General features: G+C 69.9%; 16 protein-coding genes. 9 read left to right on the forward strand and 7 right to left on the reverse strand.

The annotated features are described in order from the left end of the window. Positions 1-6: 6 nt before the first annotated feature. Positions 7-513 (reverse strand): pyridoxamine 5'-phosphate oxidase family protein, encoded by a 507-nt coding sequence (locus AC1MLT_RS01180; RefSeq protein ID WP_481033472.1) that lies wholly within the window; start codon positions 511-513, stop codon positions 7-9. A gap of 313 nt (positions 514-826) precedes the next feature. On the opposite strand from AC1MLT_RS01180, the gene AC1MLT_RS01185 reads away from it, so the two are divergent. The 5 genes from AC1MLT_RS01185 (at position 827) to AC1MLT_RS01205 (ending at position 7,563) form a co-directional block, all read left to right on the forward strand. After that, positions 827-3,715: an aconitate hydratase gene (locus AC1MLT_RS01185; RefSeq protein ID WP_481033473.1), complete on the forward strand. Its 2,889-nt coding sequence runs from the start codon at positions 827-829 to the stop codon at positions 3,713-3,715. Positions 3,716-3,826: 111 nt separating this feature from the next. Further along, positions 3,827-4,129: a FeoA family protein gene (locus AC1MLT_RS01190; RefSeq protein ID WP_481033474.1), complete on the forward strand. Its 303-nt coding sequence runs from the start codon at positions 3,827-3,829 to the stop codon at positions 4,127-4,129. Next, entirely contained in the window at positions 4,122-6,041 is a 1,920-nt protein-coding gene (gene feoB, locus AC1MLT_RS01195) for a ferrous iron transporter B (RefSeq protein WP_481033475.1), read from the forward strand. The genes AC1MLT_RS01190 and feoB overlap by 8 nt, the downstream gene beginning before the upstream one ends. A gap of 23 nt (positions 6,042-6,064) precedes the next feature. Then, entirely contained in the window at positions 6,065-6,355 is a 291-nt protein-coding gene (locus AC1MLT_RS01200) for a DUF6587 family protein (RefSeq protein ID WP_481033476.1), read from the forward strand. An 8-nt stretch (positions 6,356-6,363) separates the two neighbouring features. Then, the gene (locus AC1MLT_RS01205; protein ID WP_481033477.1) at positions 6,364-7,563 is read left to right on the forward strand and encodes an FAD-dependent monooxygenase; all 1,200 of its coding nucleotides are present in this window, start codon (positions 6,364-6,366) and stop codon (positions 7,561-7,563) included. 44 nt (positions 7,564-7,607) lie between these two features. Here the strand turns inward: AC1MLT_RS01205 and kynA are convergent, their stop codons facing one another. The 5 genes from kynA to AC1MLT_RS01230 all read right to left on the reverse strand — a co-directional run bounded on the left by kynA (position 7,608) and on the right by AC1MLT_RS01230 (position 12,829). Then, entirely contained in the window at positions 7,608-8,387 is a 780-nt protein-coding gene (gene kynA, locus AC1MLT_RS01210; protein WP_481035074.1) for a tryptophan 2,3-dioxygenase, read from the reverse strand. A 150-nt stretch (positions 8,388-8,537) separates the two neighbouring features. Then, on the reverse strand, positions 8,538-9,917 hold the full coding sequence (kynU, locus tag AC1MLT_RS01215; RefSeq protein WP_481033478.1) for a kynureninase: 1,380 nt from the start codon (positions 9,915-9,917) through the stop codon (positions 8,538-8,540). Between the two features lie 5 nt (positions 9,918-9,922). Beyond that, the gene (gene kynB / locus AC1MLT_RS01220) at positions 9,923-10,603 is read right to left on the reverse strand and encodes an arylformamidase (RefSeq protein ID WP_481033479.1); all 681 of its coding nucleotides are present in this window, start codon (positions 10,601-10,603) and stop codon (positions 9,923-9,925) included. Positions 10,604-10,682: 79 nt separating this feature from the next. Further along, complete coding sequence (gene argF, locus AC1MLT_RS01225) at positions 10,683-11,627, reverse strand: ornithine carbamoyltransferase (RefSeq protein WP_481033480.1); 945 nt, start codon at positions 11,625-11,627, stop codon at positions 10,683-10,685. Further along, positions 11,624-12,829 (reverse strand): acetylornithine/succinylornithine family transaminase, encoded by a 1,206-nt coding sequence (locus AC1MLT_RS01230; RefSeq protein ID WP_481033481.1) that lies wholly within the window; start codon positions 12,827-12,829, stop codon positions 11,624-11,626. The genes argF and AC1MLT_RS01230 overlap by 4 nt, the downstream gene beginning before the upstream one ends. Positions 12,830-13,003: 174 nt before the next feature. Here AC1MLT_RS01230 and AC1MLT_RS01235 point away from each other — a divergent pair, with 174 nt between their 5' ends. Further along, complete coding sequence (locus tag AC1MLT_RS01235; protein ID WP_481033482.1) at positions 13,004-13,318, forward strand: DUF3579 domain-containing protein; 315 nt, start codon at positions 13,004-13,006, stop codon at positions 13,316-13,318. Positions 13,319-13,514: 196 nt separating this feature from the next. Here AC1MLT_RS01235 and rpsT read toward each other — a convergent pair whose 3' ends face one another. Next, entirely contained in the window at positions 13,515-13,829 is a 315-nt protein-coding gene (gene rpsT / locus AC1MLT_RS01240) for a 30S ribosomal protein S20 (RefSeq protein WP_481033483.1), read from the reverse strand. A gap of 206 nt (positions 13,830-14,035) precedes the next feature. Here rpsT and murJ point away from each other — a divergent pair, with 206 nt between their 5' ends. From murJ to AC1MLT_RS01255, 3 genes are all read left to right on the forward strand, one after another. Beyond that, entirely contained in the window at positions 14,036-15,601 is a 1,566-nt protein-coding gene (gene murJ / locus AC1MLT_RS01245; protein ID WP_481033484.1) for a murein biosynthesis integral membrane protein MurJ, read from the forward strand. Between the two features lie 81 nt (positions 15,602-15,682). Then, positions 15,683-16,534 (forward strand): SirB1 family protein, encoded by an 852-nt coding sequence (locus tag AC1MLT_RS01250; protein ID WP_481033485.1) that lies wholly within the window; start codon positions 15,683-15,685, stop codon positions 16,532-16,534. Next, positions 16,534-17,001, forward strand: coding sequence for a VOC family protein (locus AC1MLT_RS01255; protein WP_481033486.1), 468 nt, complete (start codon positions 16,534-16,536; stop codon positions 16,999-17,001). The genes AC1MLT_RS01250 and AC1MLT_RS01255 overlap by 1 nt, the downstream gene beginning before the upstream one ends. The last annotated feature ends 45 nt before the right edge of the window (positions 17,002-17,046 follow it).

Here is a 17,046-nt window from a genome sequence, read left to right on the forward strand (position 1 = left end):
CCGATGTCAGAGATCGACCTTCTTGTGCTCGCCCAGGTTCTTGGGCACGTCGCCGGTGAGCGCCGCCTTGGCCATCTTCAGCAGCTGCACCATCTTGCTGTCGTCGACGTCCCAGTATTCGGCTTCCTCGATGTGCACGGCCAGCAGGCCGGTGTTCGGGTCGGTCGGGCCGTTCGGGAACCAGGCCTTGGCCATCGGATTGAAGAGTTCCTGCTTCTTCGCCAGGTCGTCGAGCATCGAGGCGCGACCGGCCACCGAGACATAGCTGTCGTTGCTGGTGTTGGCATAGGAGACGTTGACGACGCCGTCCTCGGCCACGTGGCGCGCGATGTCGCCATCGGCGGGCACGAAGAAATAGAGCGTCGCCTGTTCGTCGACCGACTTGTTCTGCGTCGTCAGCGGATGGCTGTGCAGCAGACCATCGTGATGCCGATGCGTCAGCATGCCGAAACGCGTGTCCTTGATCAGCTCCCAGAGTTTCTGGTGGGTGTTGTTGTCGTTGGAGTCGGCCATCTGGAATTTCCCGGTGATTGATTGATACCGGTCCACCCTAATGTCGGTCGAGTCCCTGTCCCGGCCTTCTTGTGGCTGATGATCGTGTCGTCCTGCGCCGACGAATCGGTGTTTTCCGACGCCCGGCCGGGGGGTGCGAGGGAATGTACGGATTCCCTCGTCGATCCGCGCGGGGGCCACGGGCGCCGCAGGCGATGTCGTCCTACGTGGGGTGGCAATGTCCCAGGGTGCCGGCGTCGTCGAGGACTGCTAAGGTTCTCCCATCCCCCCACGCCTTTCCCCCACGCTTTCCAGTCATTCCACAGGAGTCCCCATGGCCACCATTCCCTCGCATGCCTTCGCGTCCACGCTCAAGACGTTCCGCACGGCATCGGGGCGATCGGGCAAGTACTGGTCGCTCAAGGAGCTGGCCAAGCAGTATCCGAGCGTGTCTCGCCTGCCGGTGTCGATCCGCATCGTGCTCGAATCCGTGCTGCGCAATTGCGACGGCCAGAAGGTCGGCGAGGACAACGTGCGCGAGCTGGCCCACTGGCTGCCCAACGCCGAGCGCACCGACGAGATCCCGTTCGTCGTCGCGCGCGTGGTCCTGCAGGACTTCACCGGCGTGCCGCTGCTGGCCGACCTGGCCGCCATGCGCAGCGTGGCCGCCCGGCTGGGCAAGTCGCCCAAGACCATCGAGCCGCTGGTGCCGGTCGACCTGGTGGTCGACCACTCGGTGATGGTCGACTACTACGGCACGCCGCAGGCGCTCGACCTCAACATGAAGCTGGAGTTCCAGCGCAACCACGAGCGCTACCAGTTCATGAAGTGGGGCATGCAGGCCTTCGACACCTTCGGCGTCGTGCCGCCGGGCTTCGGCATCGTCCACCAGGTGAATCTCGAGTACCTCGCGCGCGGCGTCTACAAGAGCGCCGACGACACGGCCGACGTGCCGGTCTACTATCCCGACTCGCTGGTCGGCACCGACAGCCACACCACCATGATCAACGGCGTCGGCGTGGTCGGCTGGGGTGTCGGCGGCATCGAGGCCGAGGCCGCGATGCTCGGCCAGCCGGTCTACATGCTGACACCCGACGTGGTCGGCTTCGAGCTCACCGGCAAGCTGCGCGAGGGCGTGACGGCGACGGACCTGGTGCTCTACGTCACGGCCATCCTGCGCGGCGAGAAGGTGGTGGGCAAGTTCGTCGAGTTCTTCGGACCCGGCGCGGCCTCGATCGCCGTGCCCGATCGCGCCACCATCGGCAACATGGCGCCCGAGTACGGCGCGACGATGGGCTTCTTCCCGGTCGACGAGATGACGGTGGCGTATTTCAAGGGCACCGGTCGCACCGACGACGAGATCGAGCGCTTCGAGGCCTACTACAAGGCGCAGGGCCTGTTCGGCATGCCCGCCCCCGGCGACATCGACTACACCAAGATCGTCAAGCTCGACCTCGGCACGGTGTCGCCGAGCCTGGCCGGACCGAAGCGGCCGCAGGACCGCATCGACCTGGGCCACCTGTCGACCAAGTTCTCCGAGCTCTACAGCAAGCCCAACAACGCCAACGGCTTCAACCAGCCGGCCGAGAAGCTGAAGACGCGCCATCCACTGGCGATGGTGGACGGCGATGCCGCGCCGGACAACGTCGAGGCGCCGCCGACGGCGCCCGGCGCGCCGCGCCAGGTGGTCGAGATGGAAGCCAACCGCCCGACGCAGGCGGCGGCCGATGTCAGCGCCTCGGCGCCGGTCACCTCGAAGGCCCAGAAGGATCAGGTCACCATCGGCAACGGCGACGTGCTGATCGCGGCCATCACGTCCTGCACCAACACCTCCAACCCGAGCGTCATGCTCGCCGCCGGCCTGCTGGCGAAGAAGGCGGTGGAGGCGGGCCTGACGGTCAAGCCGCACGTCAAGACCTCGCTGGCGCCCGGCTCGCGCATCGTCACCGAATACCTGGAGCGCGCCGGCCTGCTGCCCTACCTGGAGAAGCTCGGCTTCTACCTGGCCGGCTATGGCTGCACCACCTGCATCGGCAATGCCGGCGACCTGACGCCCGAGATCAACGAGGTCATCACGCAGAACGACCTGATCGCCGCCGCCGTGCTGTCGGGCAACCGCAATTTCGAGGCCCGCATCCATCCCAACCTCAAGGCCAACTTCCTGGCCTCGCCGCCGCTGGTGGTGGCCTTCGCCATCGCCGGCAACGTGATGGTCGACCTGATGACGCAGCCGGTGGGGCAGGGCAAGGGCGGCAAGGACGTGTACCTGGGCGACATCTGGCCGAGCTCGCGCGAGATCGACGAGAACCTGCGCTATGCCATGAACGCCCCGGCCTTCCGCGCCAACTACGACAAGGTGAAGACCGATCCGGGCCAGTTCTGGACCAGCATCCGCGGCACCACCGGCGAGGTCTACGACTGGCCCGAATCGACCTACATCGCCGAGCCGCCGTTCTTCGAGGGCTTCGAGATGAAGCCGCCGATCGGCGCGCGTCCGGGCTTCGAGGGCGCGCGGATCATGGCGCTGTTCGGCGACTCGATCACCACCGACCACATCTCGCCGGCCGGCGCCATCAAGGAGAGCTCGCCCGCCGGCCAGTGGCTCAAGGCGCATGGCGTCTCCAAGGCCGACTTCAACAGCTACGGCTCGCGGCGCGGCAACCACGAGATCATGATGCGCGGCACCTTCGCCAACGTGCGCATCAAGAACCTGATGCTGCCGCCGGACGACAAGGGCACCCAGGAGGAGGGCGGCTACACGCTGTTCCAGCCGGGCAACGAGAAGATGGCGATCTACGACGCCGCCATGACCTACATCGACCAGGGCGTGCCGACGGTGGTCTTCGGCGGCGAGGAATACGGCACCGGCTCGTCGCGCGACTGGGCGGCCAAGGGCACGCAGCTGCTGGGCATCAAGGCGGTCGTGGCGCGCAGCTTCGAGCGCATCCACCGCGCCAATCTGGTGGGCATGGGCGTGCTGCCACTGCAGTTCCGCGGCGCCGATTCGTGGCAGAGCCTGGGACTGACCGGCCACGAGCGCATCGATGTCGTGATCGAGGGCGAGCTCAGGCCGCAGATGGATGTCAAGCTGGTGGTCCACCGGCCCGACGACAGCCGGCAGGAGGCCACCGTGCGCCTGCGCATCGACACGCCGATCGAGGTCGACTACTACGTCCATGGCGGCATCCTGCCCTTCGTGCTGCGGCAGCTGCTGTCAAGCTGAGGGTCGTCGTCGGCAGGGAAAAAGGGAGGCCGGAGCGCGGATCGAGTTGAGAATGGTTAGCATCTGGCTTTTGACCTCGCGCCTTCCGTCCTCGCGGAGCGCGTCCCGCCCGTGCTCCATACCGATTCCGACGCAGCGCCGCTGCCGGCCGCCGTGCAGCGGCTCGACCAGTTTCCGTCCCACCAATGGGCGACCGTCATCGACCTGCGCCGCCCCGAGGCGGCCGAGGACCGCGATCTCGTCCTGCGACTGACCGAGATCGGTTTCGTCCCGGGCGAGGCGGTGCGCATCGTCGCCAGTGGCGTGCCGGGCCGCGAGCCATTGGCGGTGCGCCTGGGCCACACCACCTTCGCCCTGCGGCGCCACGAGGCCTCGTTCATCCATGTCACGGCGGGAGCGGCCCACCATGGCTGAGGCCACGCTCGTCTTCCATCCGGGCGCGGCCCGTTCCGCAGCCGCCGCCAAGGCGCCCCCCGAGCGCATCGCGCTGCTGGGCAATCCCAATTGCGGCAAGACCGCCTTGTTCAACCTGCTGACCGGCAGCCGCCAGAAGGTCGCCAACTACGCGGGCGTGACGGTCGAGCGCAAGGAAGGCGTGCTGGAGACCACGGGCGGACGCCGCGTCTTCGTGCTCGACCTGCCGGGCGCCTACAGCCTGAACGCGCTGTCGGCCGACGAGGCCGTGACGCGCGACATCGTCACCGGCCACAGCAAGGAGGCCCTGCCCGACCTCATCGTCTGCGTCACCGATGCCACCAACCTGCGCCTGAACCTGCGTCTGGTGCTGGAGGCCAAGCAGCTCGGCCTGCCGCTGGTGGTGGTGCTCAACATGACCGACATGGCCCGCCGGCAGGGCATCGCCGTCGACACGGCGGTGCTGTCGCGCGAGCTGGGCCTGCCGGTGATCGAGACCGTGGGCGTGCAGGCCGGCGGCGCCGACCGGCTGCTGGCCGCGCTGGACGCGCCGGTCGCCGCCGCCGCGCCGCCGTTGTGGGTCGCGCCGAAGCTCGACGACGTGCTGGCCACGCAGCGCGAGGTGCGCCGCATCCTGGGTCTGGCCGTGACCGAACCGGTCGGCAGCCTGGCGGCGAGCGACCGCATCGATCGCGTGGTGCTGCATCCGGTGTGGGGCATGGTGGTGCTGGCCGTCACGCTGTTCCTGATGTTCCAGGCCGTCTTCAGCTGGGCCAACGTGCCGATGGACCTGATCAAGGCGGCCACCGAATGGCTCGGCGAAGGCGTCGGCGCCGTGCTGCCCGAAGGCCTGCTGCACAGCCTGCTGGTCGATGGCGTGGTGGCGGGCCTGGGTGGCGTGGTGGTATTCCTGCCGCAGATCCTGATCCTGTTCCTGTTCATCCTGGCGCTGGAGGACTCGGGCTATCTGCCACGCGCGGCGTTCCTGCTCGACCGCGTGATGGGCACGGTGGGCCTGTCGGGCCGCTCGTTCATCCCGCTGCTGTCGAGCTTCGCCTGCGCCATCCCGGGCGTCATGGCCACCCGCACCATCAGCAACTGGCGCGACCGTCTCACCACCATCATGATCGCGCCGCTGATGACGTGCTCGGCGCGGCTGCCGGTCTACGCGCTGCTGATCGCCGCCTTCATTCCCCAGCGCACGGTGGGCGGCGTGTTCAACCTGCAGGGCGTGGTGCTGTTCGCGCTGTACGTGTTCGGCATCGTCTCGGCGATGGGCGTGGCCTGGGTCATGAAGCGCTTCCGCCAGGGTGGCCAGGGCACGCTGTATTCGCCGCTGCTGATGGAGCTGCCGGCCTATCGCTGGCCGAACCTGCGCAACCTCGCGCTCGGCCTGTACGAACGCGCCTGGATCTTCCTGCAGCGCGTGGGCACGATCATCCTGACGATGACCATCCTGCTGTGGTTCCTCTCGACCTTCCCGTCGCCGCCCGAGGGCGCCACCGGGCCGGCCATCCAATACAGCGCGGCCGGCGTGCTGGGCGGCTGGCTGGAGCACGTCTTCGCGCCGATCGGCTTCAACTGGCAGATCTCGATCGCGCTGGTGCCGGGCATGGCCGCGCGCGAGGTGGCGGTGGGCGCGCTGGGCACGGTGTATGCGCTGTCGGCCACCGGCGATGGCGTCGCCACCGCATTGGAGCCGCTGATCGCCGGCAGCTGGTCGCTGGCGACGGCGGTCTCGCTGCTGGTGTGGTTCGTGTTCGCGCCGCAGTGCCTCTCGACCCTGGCCGCGGTGCGCCGCGAGACCAATTCCTGGCGCTATGTCTGGATCATGGCGCTCTACCTGTTCGGCCTCGCCTACCTGGCGTGCTTCATCACCTACCGCATCGCGCTGGCCCTGGGCTGGGGCTGAGGCGGCATCCCGAGGGCCTTTCCATGGCACAGCAGATCATCGTCGGACTCATCGTCGCCTGCGCCGCGCTCTACGCGGTGTGGCGCTGGATGCCGGCCGCCTGGCGCCGCGCCGCGGCGGGCCGGGTGGCGGCGGGCACGCGCCGCGCCGGATGGGTCGATGCGGCGCGTGCCGACGCGCTGGCGACCTCGCTGGCGCGGACCTCGGGCTGCGGGTCGTGCGACAGCTGCGGCAGCTGTGGCACCGGAGCCCGGCGGGGCGCCATCGATCCAGCAGCGCCCCCGGATGCCCGGCCGGCCGGCGCGGAGCGCTGAACCCGGCCGTGACCACCCGCATCCTGGTCGCCGGCGGCGGCATCGGCGGACTGGCCTGCGCGCTGGCGCTCGCCGGTGGCACGGCCCGGTCCCGCGCGCCGCGCGCCATCGACATCCTGGAGCAGGCCGGGACCTTCGGCGAGATCGGCGCCGGGCTGCAGCTGGGCCCCAACGCCACGCGGCGATTGCACGCGCTCGGAATGGAGTCGGCGCTGGCCGGCATCGCGGCCTGGCCCGACGCGCTGGTGGTGCGCGGCACCGGTGACGACGCCGTCGTCGCGCGGCTGCCGCTGGGCCGGTCGATGCAGCGGCGCTATGGCGCGCCCTATGGCTGCGTGCATCGCGCCGACCTGCACGCGATGCTGCTCGACGCCGTGCGCGGCCGCGCGGGCATCACGCTGCACCCGGGAGCCCGCATCGAGCGCATCGAGGCCGACGACGCGGCGGTCCGCGTCGTCGCCGCCGATGCCCGGGCCTGGCGCGGCGATGCCCTGATCGGCGCCGATGGCCTGTGGAGCGTCGTGCGGCCGCAGGTCGCCGGCGCGGCCGATCCGGCGCCGCGCGTCACCGGCCACACCGCCTGGCGCGCGCTGGTGCCGCAGGCCGCGCTGCCGGCCGCCCTGCGCGGCAACGACGTCCGCGTCTGGCTGGGGGCGCGGCTGCACGCGGTGGCCTATCCCGTGCGCGGTGGCACGGCGCAGAACGTGGTCGTGCTGGCCGAGTCGGCACCGACCGGTGACGCGCGCGACTGGGACCAGGCCACCGGCCTGGAGGCCCTGCAGCGGGCCACGGGGCGCTGCGGTGGCATGCTGCAGGCCCTGATCGAGGCGATGCCCGGCTGGCGCGCCTGGACGCTGTGCGACCGCCCGCCGCTCGCCGGTCCCGACGGGATGGCGCGCGGCCGCATCGCGCTGGCCGGCGATGCCGCGCATCCCATGCTGCCCTACATGGCGCAGGGCGCGGGCATGGCGATCGAGGACGCGGTGGCGCTCGCCGTCGCCATCGACGATGCCGGCGCCATGGACCTGCCCGCGGCCCTGGCGCGCTATGCCGCCGCGCGCTGGCGGCGCAATGCCCGGGTGCAGGCGAGGGCCCGGCGCAATGGCGTGGTCTTCCATCTGTCGGGCCCGGCGCGGCTGGCGCGCGACGCCGGCCTGCGCGTGCTGGGGCCGAAGCTGCTCGACGTGCCCTGGCTCTACGCCGGGTGAAACCGGGTGAGCGGTCGCGGCGCGGGCCGGATCGCGGCGGCCGCTCAGAGATTGGTGCGCAGCGTCCAGAGTTCCGGAAACAGCACGACGTCGAGCATCCTGCGCAGGTAGCTCACCCCGCCGGTGCCGCCGGTGCCGCGCTTGAAGCCGATCACGCGCTCGACCGTCGTCACGTGGCGGAAACGCCAGAGCCGGAAGGCATCCTCGATGTCGATCAGCTTCTCGCCGAGCTGGTAGAGGTCCCAGTGCGCGCGCGGATCGCGATAGACGACGAGCCAGGCGGCGCGCACCGCGTCGTCGGGCGCGCAGGGCTGCGTCCAGTCGCGCTCCAGGCGCCCGGCGGGCACGGCCAGGCCATGGCGCGCCAGCAGGCGCAGCGCCTCGTCGTGGAGCGAGGGGGCGCGCCAGGCCGCCTCGACCTCGGCCAGCAGGTCGGGCCGGTGCGCGTGCGGCTGCAGCATGGCGGCGTTCTTGTGGCCGAGCATGAACTCGATGCGGCGGTACTGCGCGCTCTGGAAGCCGCTGGAGTTCGCCAGGTAGGGACGCATGGCCGTGTACTCGGGCGGCGTCATGGTGGCCAGCACGCTCCAGGCGCCGACCAGCTGCTCCATGATGCGGCCGACGCGCGCCAGCATCTTGAAGGCGTCGGGCAGCCGGTCGGCGGCGATGGCGTCGATGGCGGCGGCCAGCTCGTGCAGCATCAGCTTCATCCACAGCTCGCTGGTCTGGTGCTGGACGATGAACAGCATCTCGTCGTGCGCCGGCGAACGCGGATGCTGGGCCGACAGCAGCTGGTCGAGGCCGAGGTAGTCGCCATAGCTCATCGCCGCGCTGAAGTCGAGCCGGGCGCCTTCCTCGCGCACGATGCGTTCGGGCGCGGAGCCGGCCGGCGTGCCGGCGAGCTCGCCGACGAGGGCCGGATCGCCACGCGGCGCGGGGTCGGCGGGGCCGTCGGACTCGATCGGGCCGGCCATTCAGGTCACCGCCTGTTGCCGGTTGAATTCCGGCCGCGCCCATTCGCGGCCGTCGAGCACCCGCACCAGATGCTCGACGGCCCACCAGACCTCCTCGAAGCCGAGGTAGAGCGGCGTGAAGCCGAAGCGCAGGATGTCCGGAGCGCGCGCATCGCCGGCGCGGAAGTCGCCGATGACACCGCGCGCGATCAGCGCCTGGACGATCGCGTGGGCGTTCGGTGCATCCACCGCGCCGCGTGACGCCGCGCCGCCGGCCCATGTCAGGCTGACCTGCGAGCCGCGCCGCGCCGGGTCGCGCGGGGTGGCGATGTCGAAACGGCCGTCGCAGCGGGCCTCGACCAGCGCGATGAAGGCATCGGTCAGCGCCAGCGACTTGCGCCGCAGCGCGGTCATCGGATCGCCCGTGGCATCGCAGGACGCGGCGGCCAGCACGGTGTCCAGCCCGCAGTCGAGCCCGGCCAGGGCGATGATCGGCTGGGTGCCGCACAGGTAGCGCCCGACGCCCTCGGCCGGCCGGTAGTCGGGCGTGAACTCGAAGGGCGCCGCATGCCCCCACCAGCCCGCGAGCGGCTGCTCGAAGTGCCCGGCGTGGCGCGCATGCGCCCAGACGAAGGCCGGCGCGCCCGGTCCGCCGTTGAGGTACTTGTAGCCGCAGCCGATGGCGAAGTCGGCCGCGCAATCGTCCAGCCGCACCGGCACCGCGCCGACGCTGTGCGCCAGGTCCCAGACCGCCAATGCGCCGGCGGCCCGCGCGGCGGCGGTGATGGCGCGCATGTCGTGCATGGCGCCGGTGCGGTAGTTGACGTGGGTGAGCATCAGCACGGCGACATCGCCGGCCGCCAGCGCGGCGTCGAGCCCGGCGGCGTCGTCCAGCAGTACCAGCGTGAAGCCGCGCTCGCGGCACAGCGACTGCGCGATGTAGAGGTCGGTCGGGAAGTTGTCGCGCTCGCTCAGCACGACGCGGCGCGACGCCGCGTCGGCGCCCCGCCGCAGCACCTGCGTCATGGCCGCGAACAGCACCTTGTAGAGATTGATCGAGGTGCTGTCGGTGCACACCACGCTGCCGGGCGCGGCGCCGACCAGGCGCGCCACCTTGTCGCCCAGGCGCTGCGGCAGGTCGAACCAGCGCGCCGTGTTCCAGGACCGGATCAGACCCTCGCCCCATTCGCGCGCCACCACCTCGGCGATGCGCGCCGGGGCGGCCCGGGGCAGGGCGCCGAGCGAGTTGCCATCGAGGTAGATCACGCCCTCGGGCAGGCTGAACAGATCGCGCAGCTCGCGCAGCGGGTCCTGGCGGTCCAGGGCGCGGCAGTCGTCGAGCGTGGGGGCGGCCGAGGGGATGGGTGCGGGGATGGGTTCGGAAGCGATGGTCGGGGTCATGGTGTTCATGCGATGGGGGACGGGGCCGGGCCGCCGGCGGCGGTGGGCGGCAGGTCGCGCAGCACCGCGCGGACCGGGGAGGCATCGGCGCTCGTGAGCCGCAGCGGCAGGGCGATGAGTTCGTAGTCGCCCTCGGGCACCTCGTCGAGCACCAGGTTCTCCAGCACGCGCAGGTCCAGCCGGCGGATCGCCTGGTGGCTGTCGAGGGTCTTGCTGTCGGCCGGGTCGATGCTGGCGCTGTCGATGCCCACCAGCAGCACGCCATGGGCCGCCAGCCGTTCGATGGTGTCGGGCGCGAAGGCGACCAGCTCCGGGTCCCAGCGATCGACGAAGGCCCGCTCGCGGGTGCGGACCAGCACGCGCGGCGGCAGGTCGTCCAGCGCGTGGGCCAGGTGGGCCCATTCGACCAGCGGACCGCGTCCGATGGCGTGGATCACCCGGCAGCGACCGAGGAAGGGCGCGAGGTCGACCGCGCCGATGGCGGCGCCGTGGGGGTCGTAGTGCAGGGGCGCATCGGCATGGGCGCCGACATGGGGCGACAGGGTGATCTCGCCGACGTTCACGGGGCAGTCGGGGCCGATGCTCGCGGCCCAGCGCTGGCGGTAGGGCGTGTCGCCGGGGAAGACCGGCGCGCCTTCATGGACGGGCGGGGAGATGTCCCGGATGCGGGAGGAAGGGTGGGGCATGGCGCGAAGTTAGCGCCGCCCGCCATGGCGTGGTGTCGGTTATTCCCAACGCCCCGGTGAAACCCCGAGACCGGGCCGCTCAGGCCCGCAGCCGTCCCAGCAGCAGGAACTCCAGCAGCGCCTTCTGCACGTGCATGCGGTTCTCGGCCTCGTCCCAGACCACCGACTGCGGTCCGTCGATCACTTCGGCATCGACCTCCTCGCCGCGATGCGCCGGCAGGCAGTGCATGAACAGGGCATCGGGCTGGGCGACGCGCATCATCTCGGCATCGACGCGCCAGTCGGCGAAGGCGGCGCGACGCGCGTCGTTCTCGGCCTCGTAGCCCATGCTGGTCCAGACGTCGGTGGTCACCAGGTCGGCGCCACGGCAGGCCTCCATGGGGTCGGTGAAGACCTTGTAGCTGTCGGACGAGCGCAGGCCCGCCACCGACTGATCCACGCCATAGCCGCTGGGCGTGCTCACGTGCACCGTGAAGCCCAGGATCTCGCTGGCCTGCAGCCAGGTGTTGGCCATGTTGTTGCCATCGCCCACCCAGGCCACCGTCTTGCCGCGGATCGAGCCGCGATGCTCGATGTAGGTGAAGATGTCGGCCAGGATCTGGCAGGGATGGAACTCGTTGGTCAGGCCGTTGATGACCGGCACCCGCGAGTGTTTGGCGAACAGCTCGATCTTGTCCTGCCCGAAGGTGCGGATCATCACCGCGTCGACCATCCGGCTGATGACGCGGGCGCTGTCCTCGATCGGTTCCGAGCGGCCCAGCTGGGTGTCGCCGGTCGTCAGGTGCACCACGCTGCCGCCGAGCTGGTACATGCCGGCCTCGAAGCTCACGCGGGTGCGCGTCGAGGCCTTCTCGAAGATCATGACCAGCGTGCGATCGACCAGCGGTTGATGCTTCTCGTAGGCCTTGAACTTGCGCTTGATGAGGGCGGCGCGTTCGAAGAGATAGGCATAGTCGTCGGTCGTGAAGTCCGAGAACTGCAGGTAGTGCCGGATCGCGGGTTGGCCGGTCATGGTCGTCGTCATGGGGTGGGTTCCGAGAGGAAGGTGTGAACCAGGGGCGCGAGGATCGCGACGATCTCGTCGGCCTCGGCGATGCTCAGGATGAGCGGCGGCACCAGGCGGATGACGTTGTCGGCCGTGACGCTCAGCAGCAGGCCGGCGTCGCAGGCGCGGTTGAGGATGACGCCGCAGGGACGGTCGAGCTCGATGCCCAGCATCAGGCCGTGGCCGCGCACCTCGCGCACGCCCGCCAGGCCGTCGAACTCGCGCTCCAGCGCCGCCTTGAGGTGCGCGCCCACGGTGGCGGCGTTCTCGACCAGGCCGTCCTGCTCCATGATGCGGATCGTCTCGATGCCCGCGCGCATCGCCAGCGGATTGCCGCCGAAGGTGGTGCCGTGGTTGCCGGGTCCGAAGATCTGGGCCGCGCGCGGACCGGCGACCACCGCGCCGATCGGCACGCCCGAGCCCAGGCCCTTGGCCAGGGGCATCACATCGGGCAGGATGCCGGCCCACTGGTGGGCGAACCACTTGCCGGTGCGACCCATCCCGCACTGCACCTCGTCGATCATCATGAGCCAGTCGCGCTCGTCGCACAGCGCGCGCACCTGCTGGAGGTATTCGATGCGCATCGGATGGATGCCGCCCTCGCCCTGGATGGTCTCGAAGAACACGGCCACGACGTTGGGGTTGTCCTGCGTGGCCCGCTTCAGGGCCTCGATGTCGTTGAGCGGCACGCGGATGAAGCCCTCGACCAGTGGTCCGAAGCCCTTCTGCACCTTGGGATTGCCGGTGGCCGACAGGGTGGCGATCGAGCGGCCGTGGAAGGCGTGCTCGTAGACCACGATCTCCGGCCGCTCGATGCCCTTGTCGTGGCCGAACTTGCGCGCCAGCTTGAGCGCCGCCTCGTTGGCCTCCAGGCCGGTGGAGCAGAAGAAGGCATTGGTCAGTCCCGACAGCTCGGTCAGCTTGGCCGCCAGCTGTTCCTGGCCGGGCACGTGGTAGTAGTTGGAACTGTGGATGAGCTTGGCGATCTGGTCCTGCAGCGCGGGCACCAGTTCGGGATGGTTGTGGCCGAGCGTGTTGACGGCGATGCCGCCCAGGCCGTCGAGGTAGGCACGGCCCTCGGTGTCCCACACGCGGCAGCCCTGGCCATGCGACAGCGCGATGGGCAGTCGGCCATAGGTGTTCATCACGTGGGGCGAGGTCGGGACGGCGGGGGCGCTCATACGGGGTTCTCCGGGAAAAGGAAGGCGAATTCTAGGCGTGCAGTATTTCGCATTTGTTGAGGATTGCGCATTGCAGCAATGTCCGGGCCAGGCCTGTGCGATTGCGTCTCCCCGGTGGGGCGGCCGGATAGAATCCGTGGTGCGCTGCAGCACGCGCCCAGCCCTATCCAACTGATGATCTCCCCCAGCGCCAAAGAAGTCTTCATCCAGGGCATCACGAGCGATGGCCGAACCTTCCGCCCCAGTGACTGGGCCGAACGCCTCGCCGGCGTCATGAGTTCGTTCCGTCCCGGAGGCGCCACTCCCGGCAGCCATCTGAGCTATTCGCCGTGGTGCGTACCCACCAACATCAATGGCGTGAAGTGCGTCGTGGTCCACGTCGACCTGCGCGAATACAACGTGATGGCGTGGGACTTCGTCATGAACTTCGCGCGCGACAACGGCCTGCAGATCGTCGAAGCCTGCCTGGTGCCGCAAGAGAAGCCCTGACGGAGCAGCCCTGACCGCTCGCCCGGGATGCGGGCGGAGTCGATCCCGATCCCGGCGACATGTCGATCGCCCATGAAAAAACCGCCCGAAGGCGGTTTTCCACTTTTTTGCTTTGCTGCCGCAGCGCACCCCGGTCAAACGGCGGAGCGGCCGGGTGCGCGGGGCACCGAACCGATCCGGGCTGGTTACCTGAGCGTCAGGCGGCGGCCTTTTCAGGGGCGAGTGCCAGGGCCTTGACCTTGGCGGACAGGCGGCTCTTGTCGCGCGCTGCCTTGTTCTTGTGGAAGATGCCCTTGTCGGCGATGGTGTCGACCACGGCCTGGGCCTTGGCGAACAGCTCGGTGGCCTTGGTCTTGTCGCCGGCCAGCACGGCCTTCTCGACGTTCTTCACCGCGGTGCGGTACTTGGAGCGCAGCGAGGTGTTCGCGGCGTTGAGCTTGGTGTCCTGACGGACGCGCTTGCGGCCCGACGCGAGGCGCGGGTTCTTCTTCTTCGGTTTAGCGGATGCCATGTGTTTGTGTGTCCTGGTGTGTTTGGGGATGATGCGGCAAAGCCCACCATTATAGGACGCCCCCAGGCTGCGCGCACTTCGTGCCGCTCCGCCTACCCCGGCCGGGGACGATCCTGGCGGACCGGCGGAGCCGGATCCGCTGGATCGTGGGTGGGGCATGCGAAGCCGCGAGGGGCGCAGCGGCAGGACCCTACACTCGCGGCGCCGTGTCCTTATTCAAATCCGCCTCCACCGTCTCGCTGCTGACGCTCGCCTCCCGCATCGCCGGGCTGGTGCGCGACCTGCTGATGGCCTCCGTCTTCGGCGTCAGCGCGCTGACCGATGCCTTCAACGTCGCCTTCCGCATCCCCAACCTGTTCCGGCGCGTGCTGGGGGAGGGGGCCTTCAGCCAGGCCTTCGTCCCCGTGCTGGCGGCGACCCGGACCGAGCACGGCGACGAGGGCGCGCGGGCCCTGGTGGACCACGTCGCCACGCTGCTGACCTGGACCCTGGTGCTGCTGTGCATCGCCGGCATGGCCGGCGCGCCGCTGATGGTCTGGGCGATGGCCAGCGGCCTCGCGCAGACGGCGCAGGGCCACGACGCCGCGGTGTTCATGACGCGCTGGATGTTCTCCTACATCGGCTTCATGTCGCTGGTGGCGCTGGCCGGCGGCATCCTCAACACCTGGCGCCGGTTCGCGGTGCCGGCGGCCTCGCCGGTGCTGCTGAACCTGTCGCTCATCCTGTCGATCCTGATCGGCGCGCCGCTGTTCCGGCGCTGGGGCATCGAACCGATCTACGCGCAATGCGTGGGCGTGATGGTCGGCGGCGCGCTGCAGCTGGGCATCCAGCTGCCGGCCCTGCGCCGCATCGGCATGCTGCCGCGCGTGGGCACCAGCCTGCGGGCGGTGCGCGCGGCCTGGGCCGATCCGACCACGCGCAGGATCGTCCAGCTCATGCTGCCGGCGCTGGTCGGCGTGAGCGTGGCGCAGATCTCGCTGCTCATCAACACCCAGATCGCCTCCCATCTCGCGCCGGGCAGCGTGACCTGGGTGAGCTATGCCGACCGGCTGATGGAATTCCCGACCGCCATGCTCGGGGTGGCGCTGGGCGTTGTGCTGATGCCGCAACTCGCATCGGCCCGCGCCGCCAAGGACGACGCGCGCTATTCCTCGCTGCTCGACTGGGGCCTGCGCCTGGTGGTGCTGATGTCGGTGCCGTGCGCGGTGGCATTGCTGCTGTTCTCGCGGCCGCTGGTGGCGGTGCTGTTCCACAACGGCGCCTTCGACGGCGTCGACGTCGAGCGCACCACGGTCGCGCTGATGGGCTATGGCGCCGGGCTGGTCGGCATCGTCGCCATCAAGGTGCTGGCGCCGGGCTACTACGCGCGGCACGACATGCGCTCGCCGATGCGCATCGCCGTGTGCGTGCTGGTGCTCACGCAACTGCTCAACCTGGTGCTGGTGCCGGTGCTGCAGCATGCCGCGCTGACCCTGACGATCGCCCTCGGCGCGATGGTCAACGCCCTGTGGCTGCTGATCGGCCTGATGCGGCGTGGCAGCTACCGGCCCGAACCCGGCTGGGGCCGCTTCGTCCTCAAGGTGATCGTGGCATCGGCCGTGCTGGGGCTGCTGCTGGCCTGGGGGTCGCAGCATTTCGACTGGGTCGGGCTGCGCGCAGTGCGCGTGCAGCGCATGGGACTGCTCGCGATCTTCGTCGTCGGCGCCGCGCTCCTGTACTTCTCGGTGCTGGCATTGCTGGGCGTGCGGTTGCGCAATTTCATCAAGCGCTGAGGGCGGGCGGCGTCGCGCCGCCCATGCAGCATCGGCCAAAACCGCCTTGACGCTCCCGGTCCGCTCCTCTACAAAGCCTGCATGAAGCTCAGCCTCGCGACACCGACCGCCCTCGAGTACTTTTCCTCCCTGGTGCAGAGCGACGAGCATTTCCCGCTGCTCGAAGCCGCCACCAGCATCGCCCAGGACGAGTATCCCGAGCTCGACGTCGCCCAGGTGCTCGGCGACGTCGACCAGCTGCTGGCCCGGCTCAAGCGGCGCCTGCCGGCCGATGCCGCGCCCCTGGCCCGGCTGCGTCTGCTCAACCAGTTCTTCTTCCACGACCTGAACTTCGGCGGCAACGTCAACGACTACTACGATCCCGACAACAGCTACCTCAACGCCGTGCTGCGCACGCGTCGCGGCATCCCGATCTCGCTGGCGGTGCTGTGGATGGAGCTGGCCCAGGGCCTGGGATTGCAGGCACGCGGCATCGCCTTCCCGGGGCACTTCATGATCAAGGTGACCCTGCCCAAGGGGCAGGTGGTGATCGACCCGTTCACGGGCAAGTCGCTGTCGCGCGAGGAACTGGTCGAGCGCCTCGAACCCTACAAGCGCGGCGACGGCGTGATCGGCGACTTCGACGTGCCGCTCGGGCTCTATCTGCAGCCCGCCGCGCCGCGCGAGATCATCCACCGCATGCTGCGCAATCTGAAAGAGGTCCATGCGGCGCAGGAGGACTGGCAGCGCACGATCGCCGTGCAGGACCGACTGATCGCGCTGGCGCCCGAGTCCTGGGGCGACTATCGCGACCGGGGCCTCGCGCATGCGGCGCAGGGCCACACGGCGCAGGCGATGAGCGACCTCGAGACCTATCTGCGCCATGCCGAGGACGCGCTCGACCTGGACGTCATCGCCGAGCGCGTCGCGGCGTTGCGCCGGGCGGAGAACTGATGGCCATCGATCCGGCTCCGGCTCCGGCCCTGCCGATGACGGCTGCCGGCGAGCTCGGCAACCACCATCGCTTCCACGGCGTCCAGCCGGTATTGCCGGTGGCCGACGCGGCCCGCGCGGCGCGCTACTTCTGCGAGGTCCTGGGCTTCGAGCTCGACTTCATCGCCGGCGAGCCACCCAGCTATGCGCGCGTGAGGATCGGGGCTGGACACCGGGGCGAACCCGGCTGGGGCGATCCCGTCTACCTGCGGCTGTGGCAATGCCATCTGCGCGATGCGCGGCCGTGGCGCGGCGAGATCGTGATCCACGTCGGCCACGACCTCGACGGGCTGCACGCGGCCTATGTCCGGCGTGGCGTCGTGGTGGTCGAGCCGCCGCAATCGCATCCGTGGGGCTTGCGAGAGTTCGCGGTGCGCGAGCCCGACGGCCACGTCCTGCGCTTCTCGGGCTATCTTCCGAATCCCTGACGCCCCGAGGTCGCCGGCCTCGCCGGTGGTGGCATGCAACGTGCA

This window comes from Variovorax sp. PEI5, assembly GCF_056679935.1.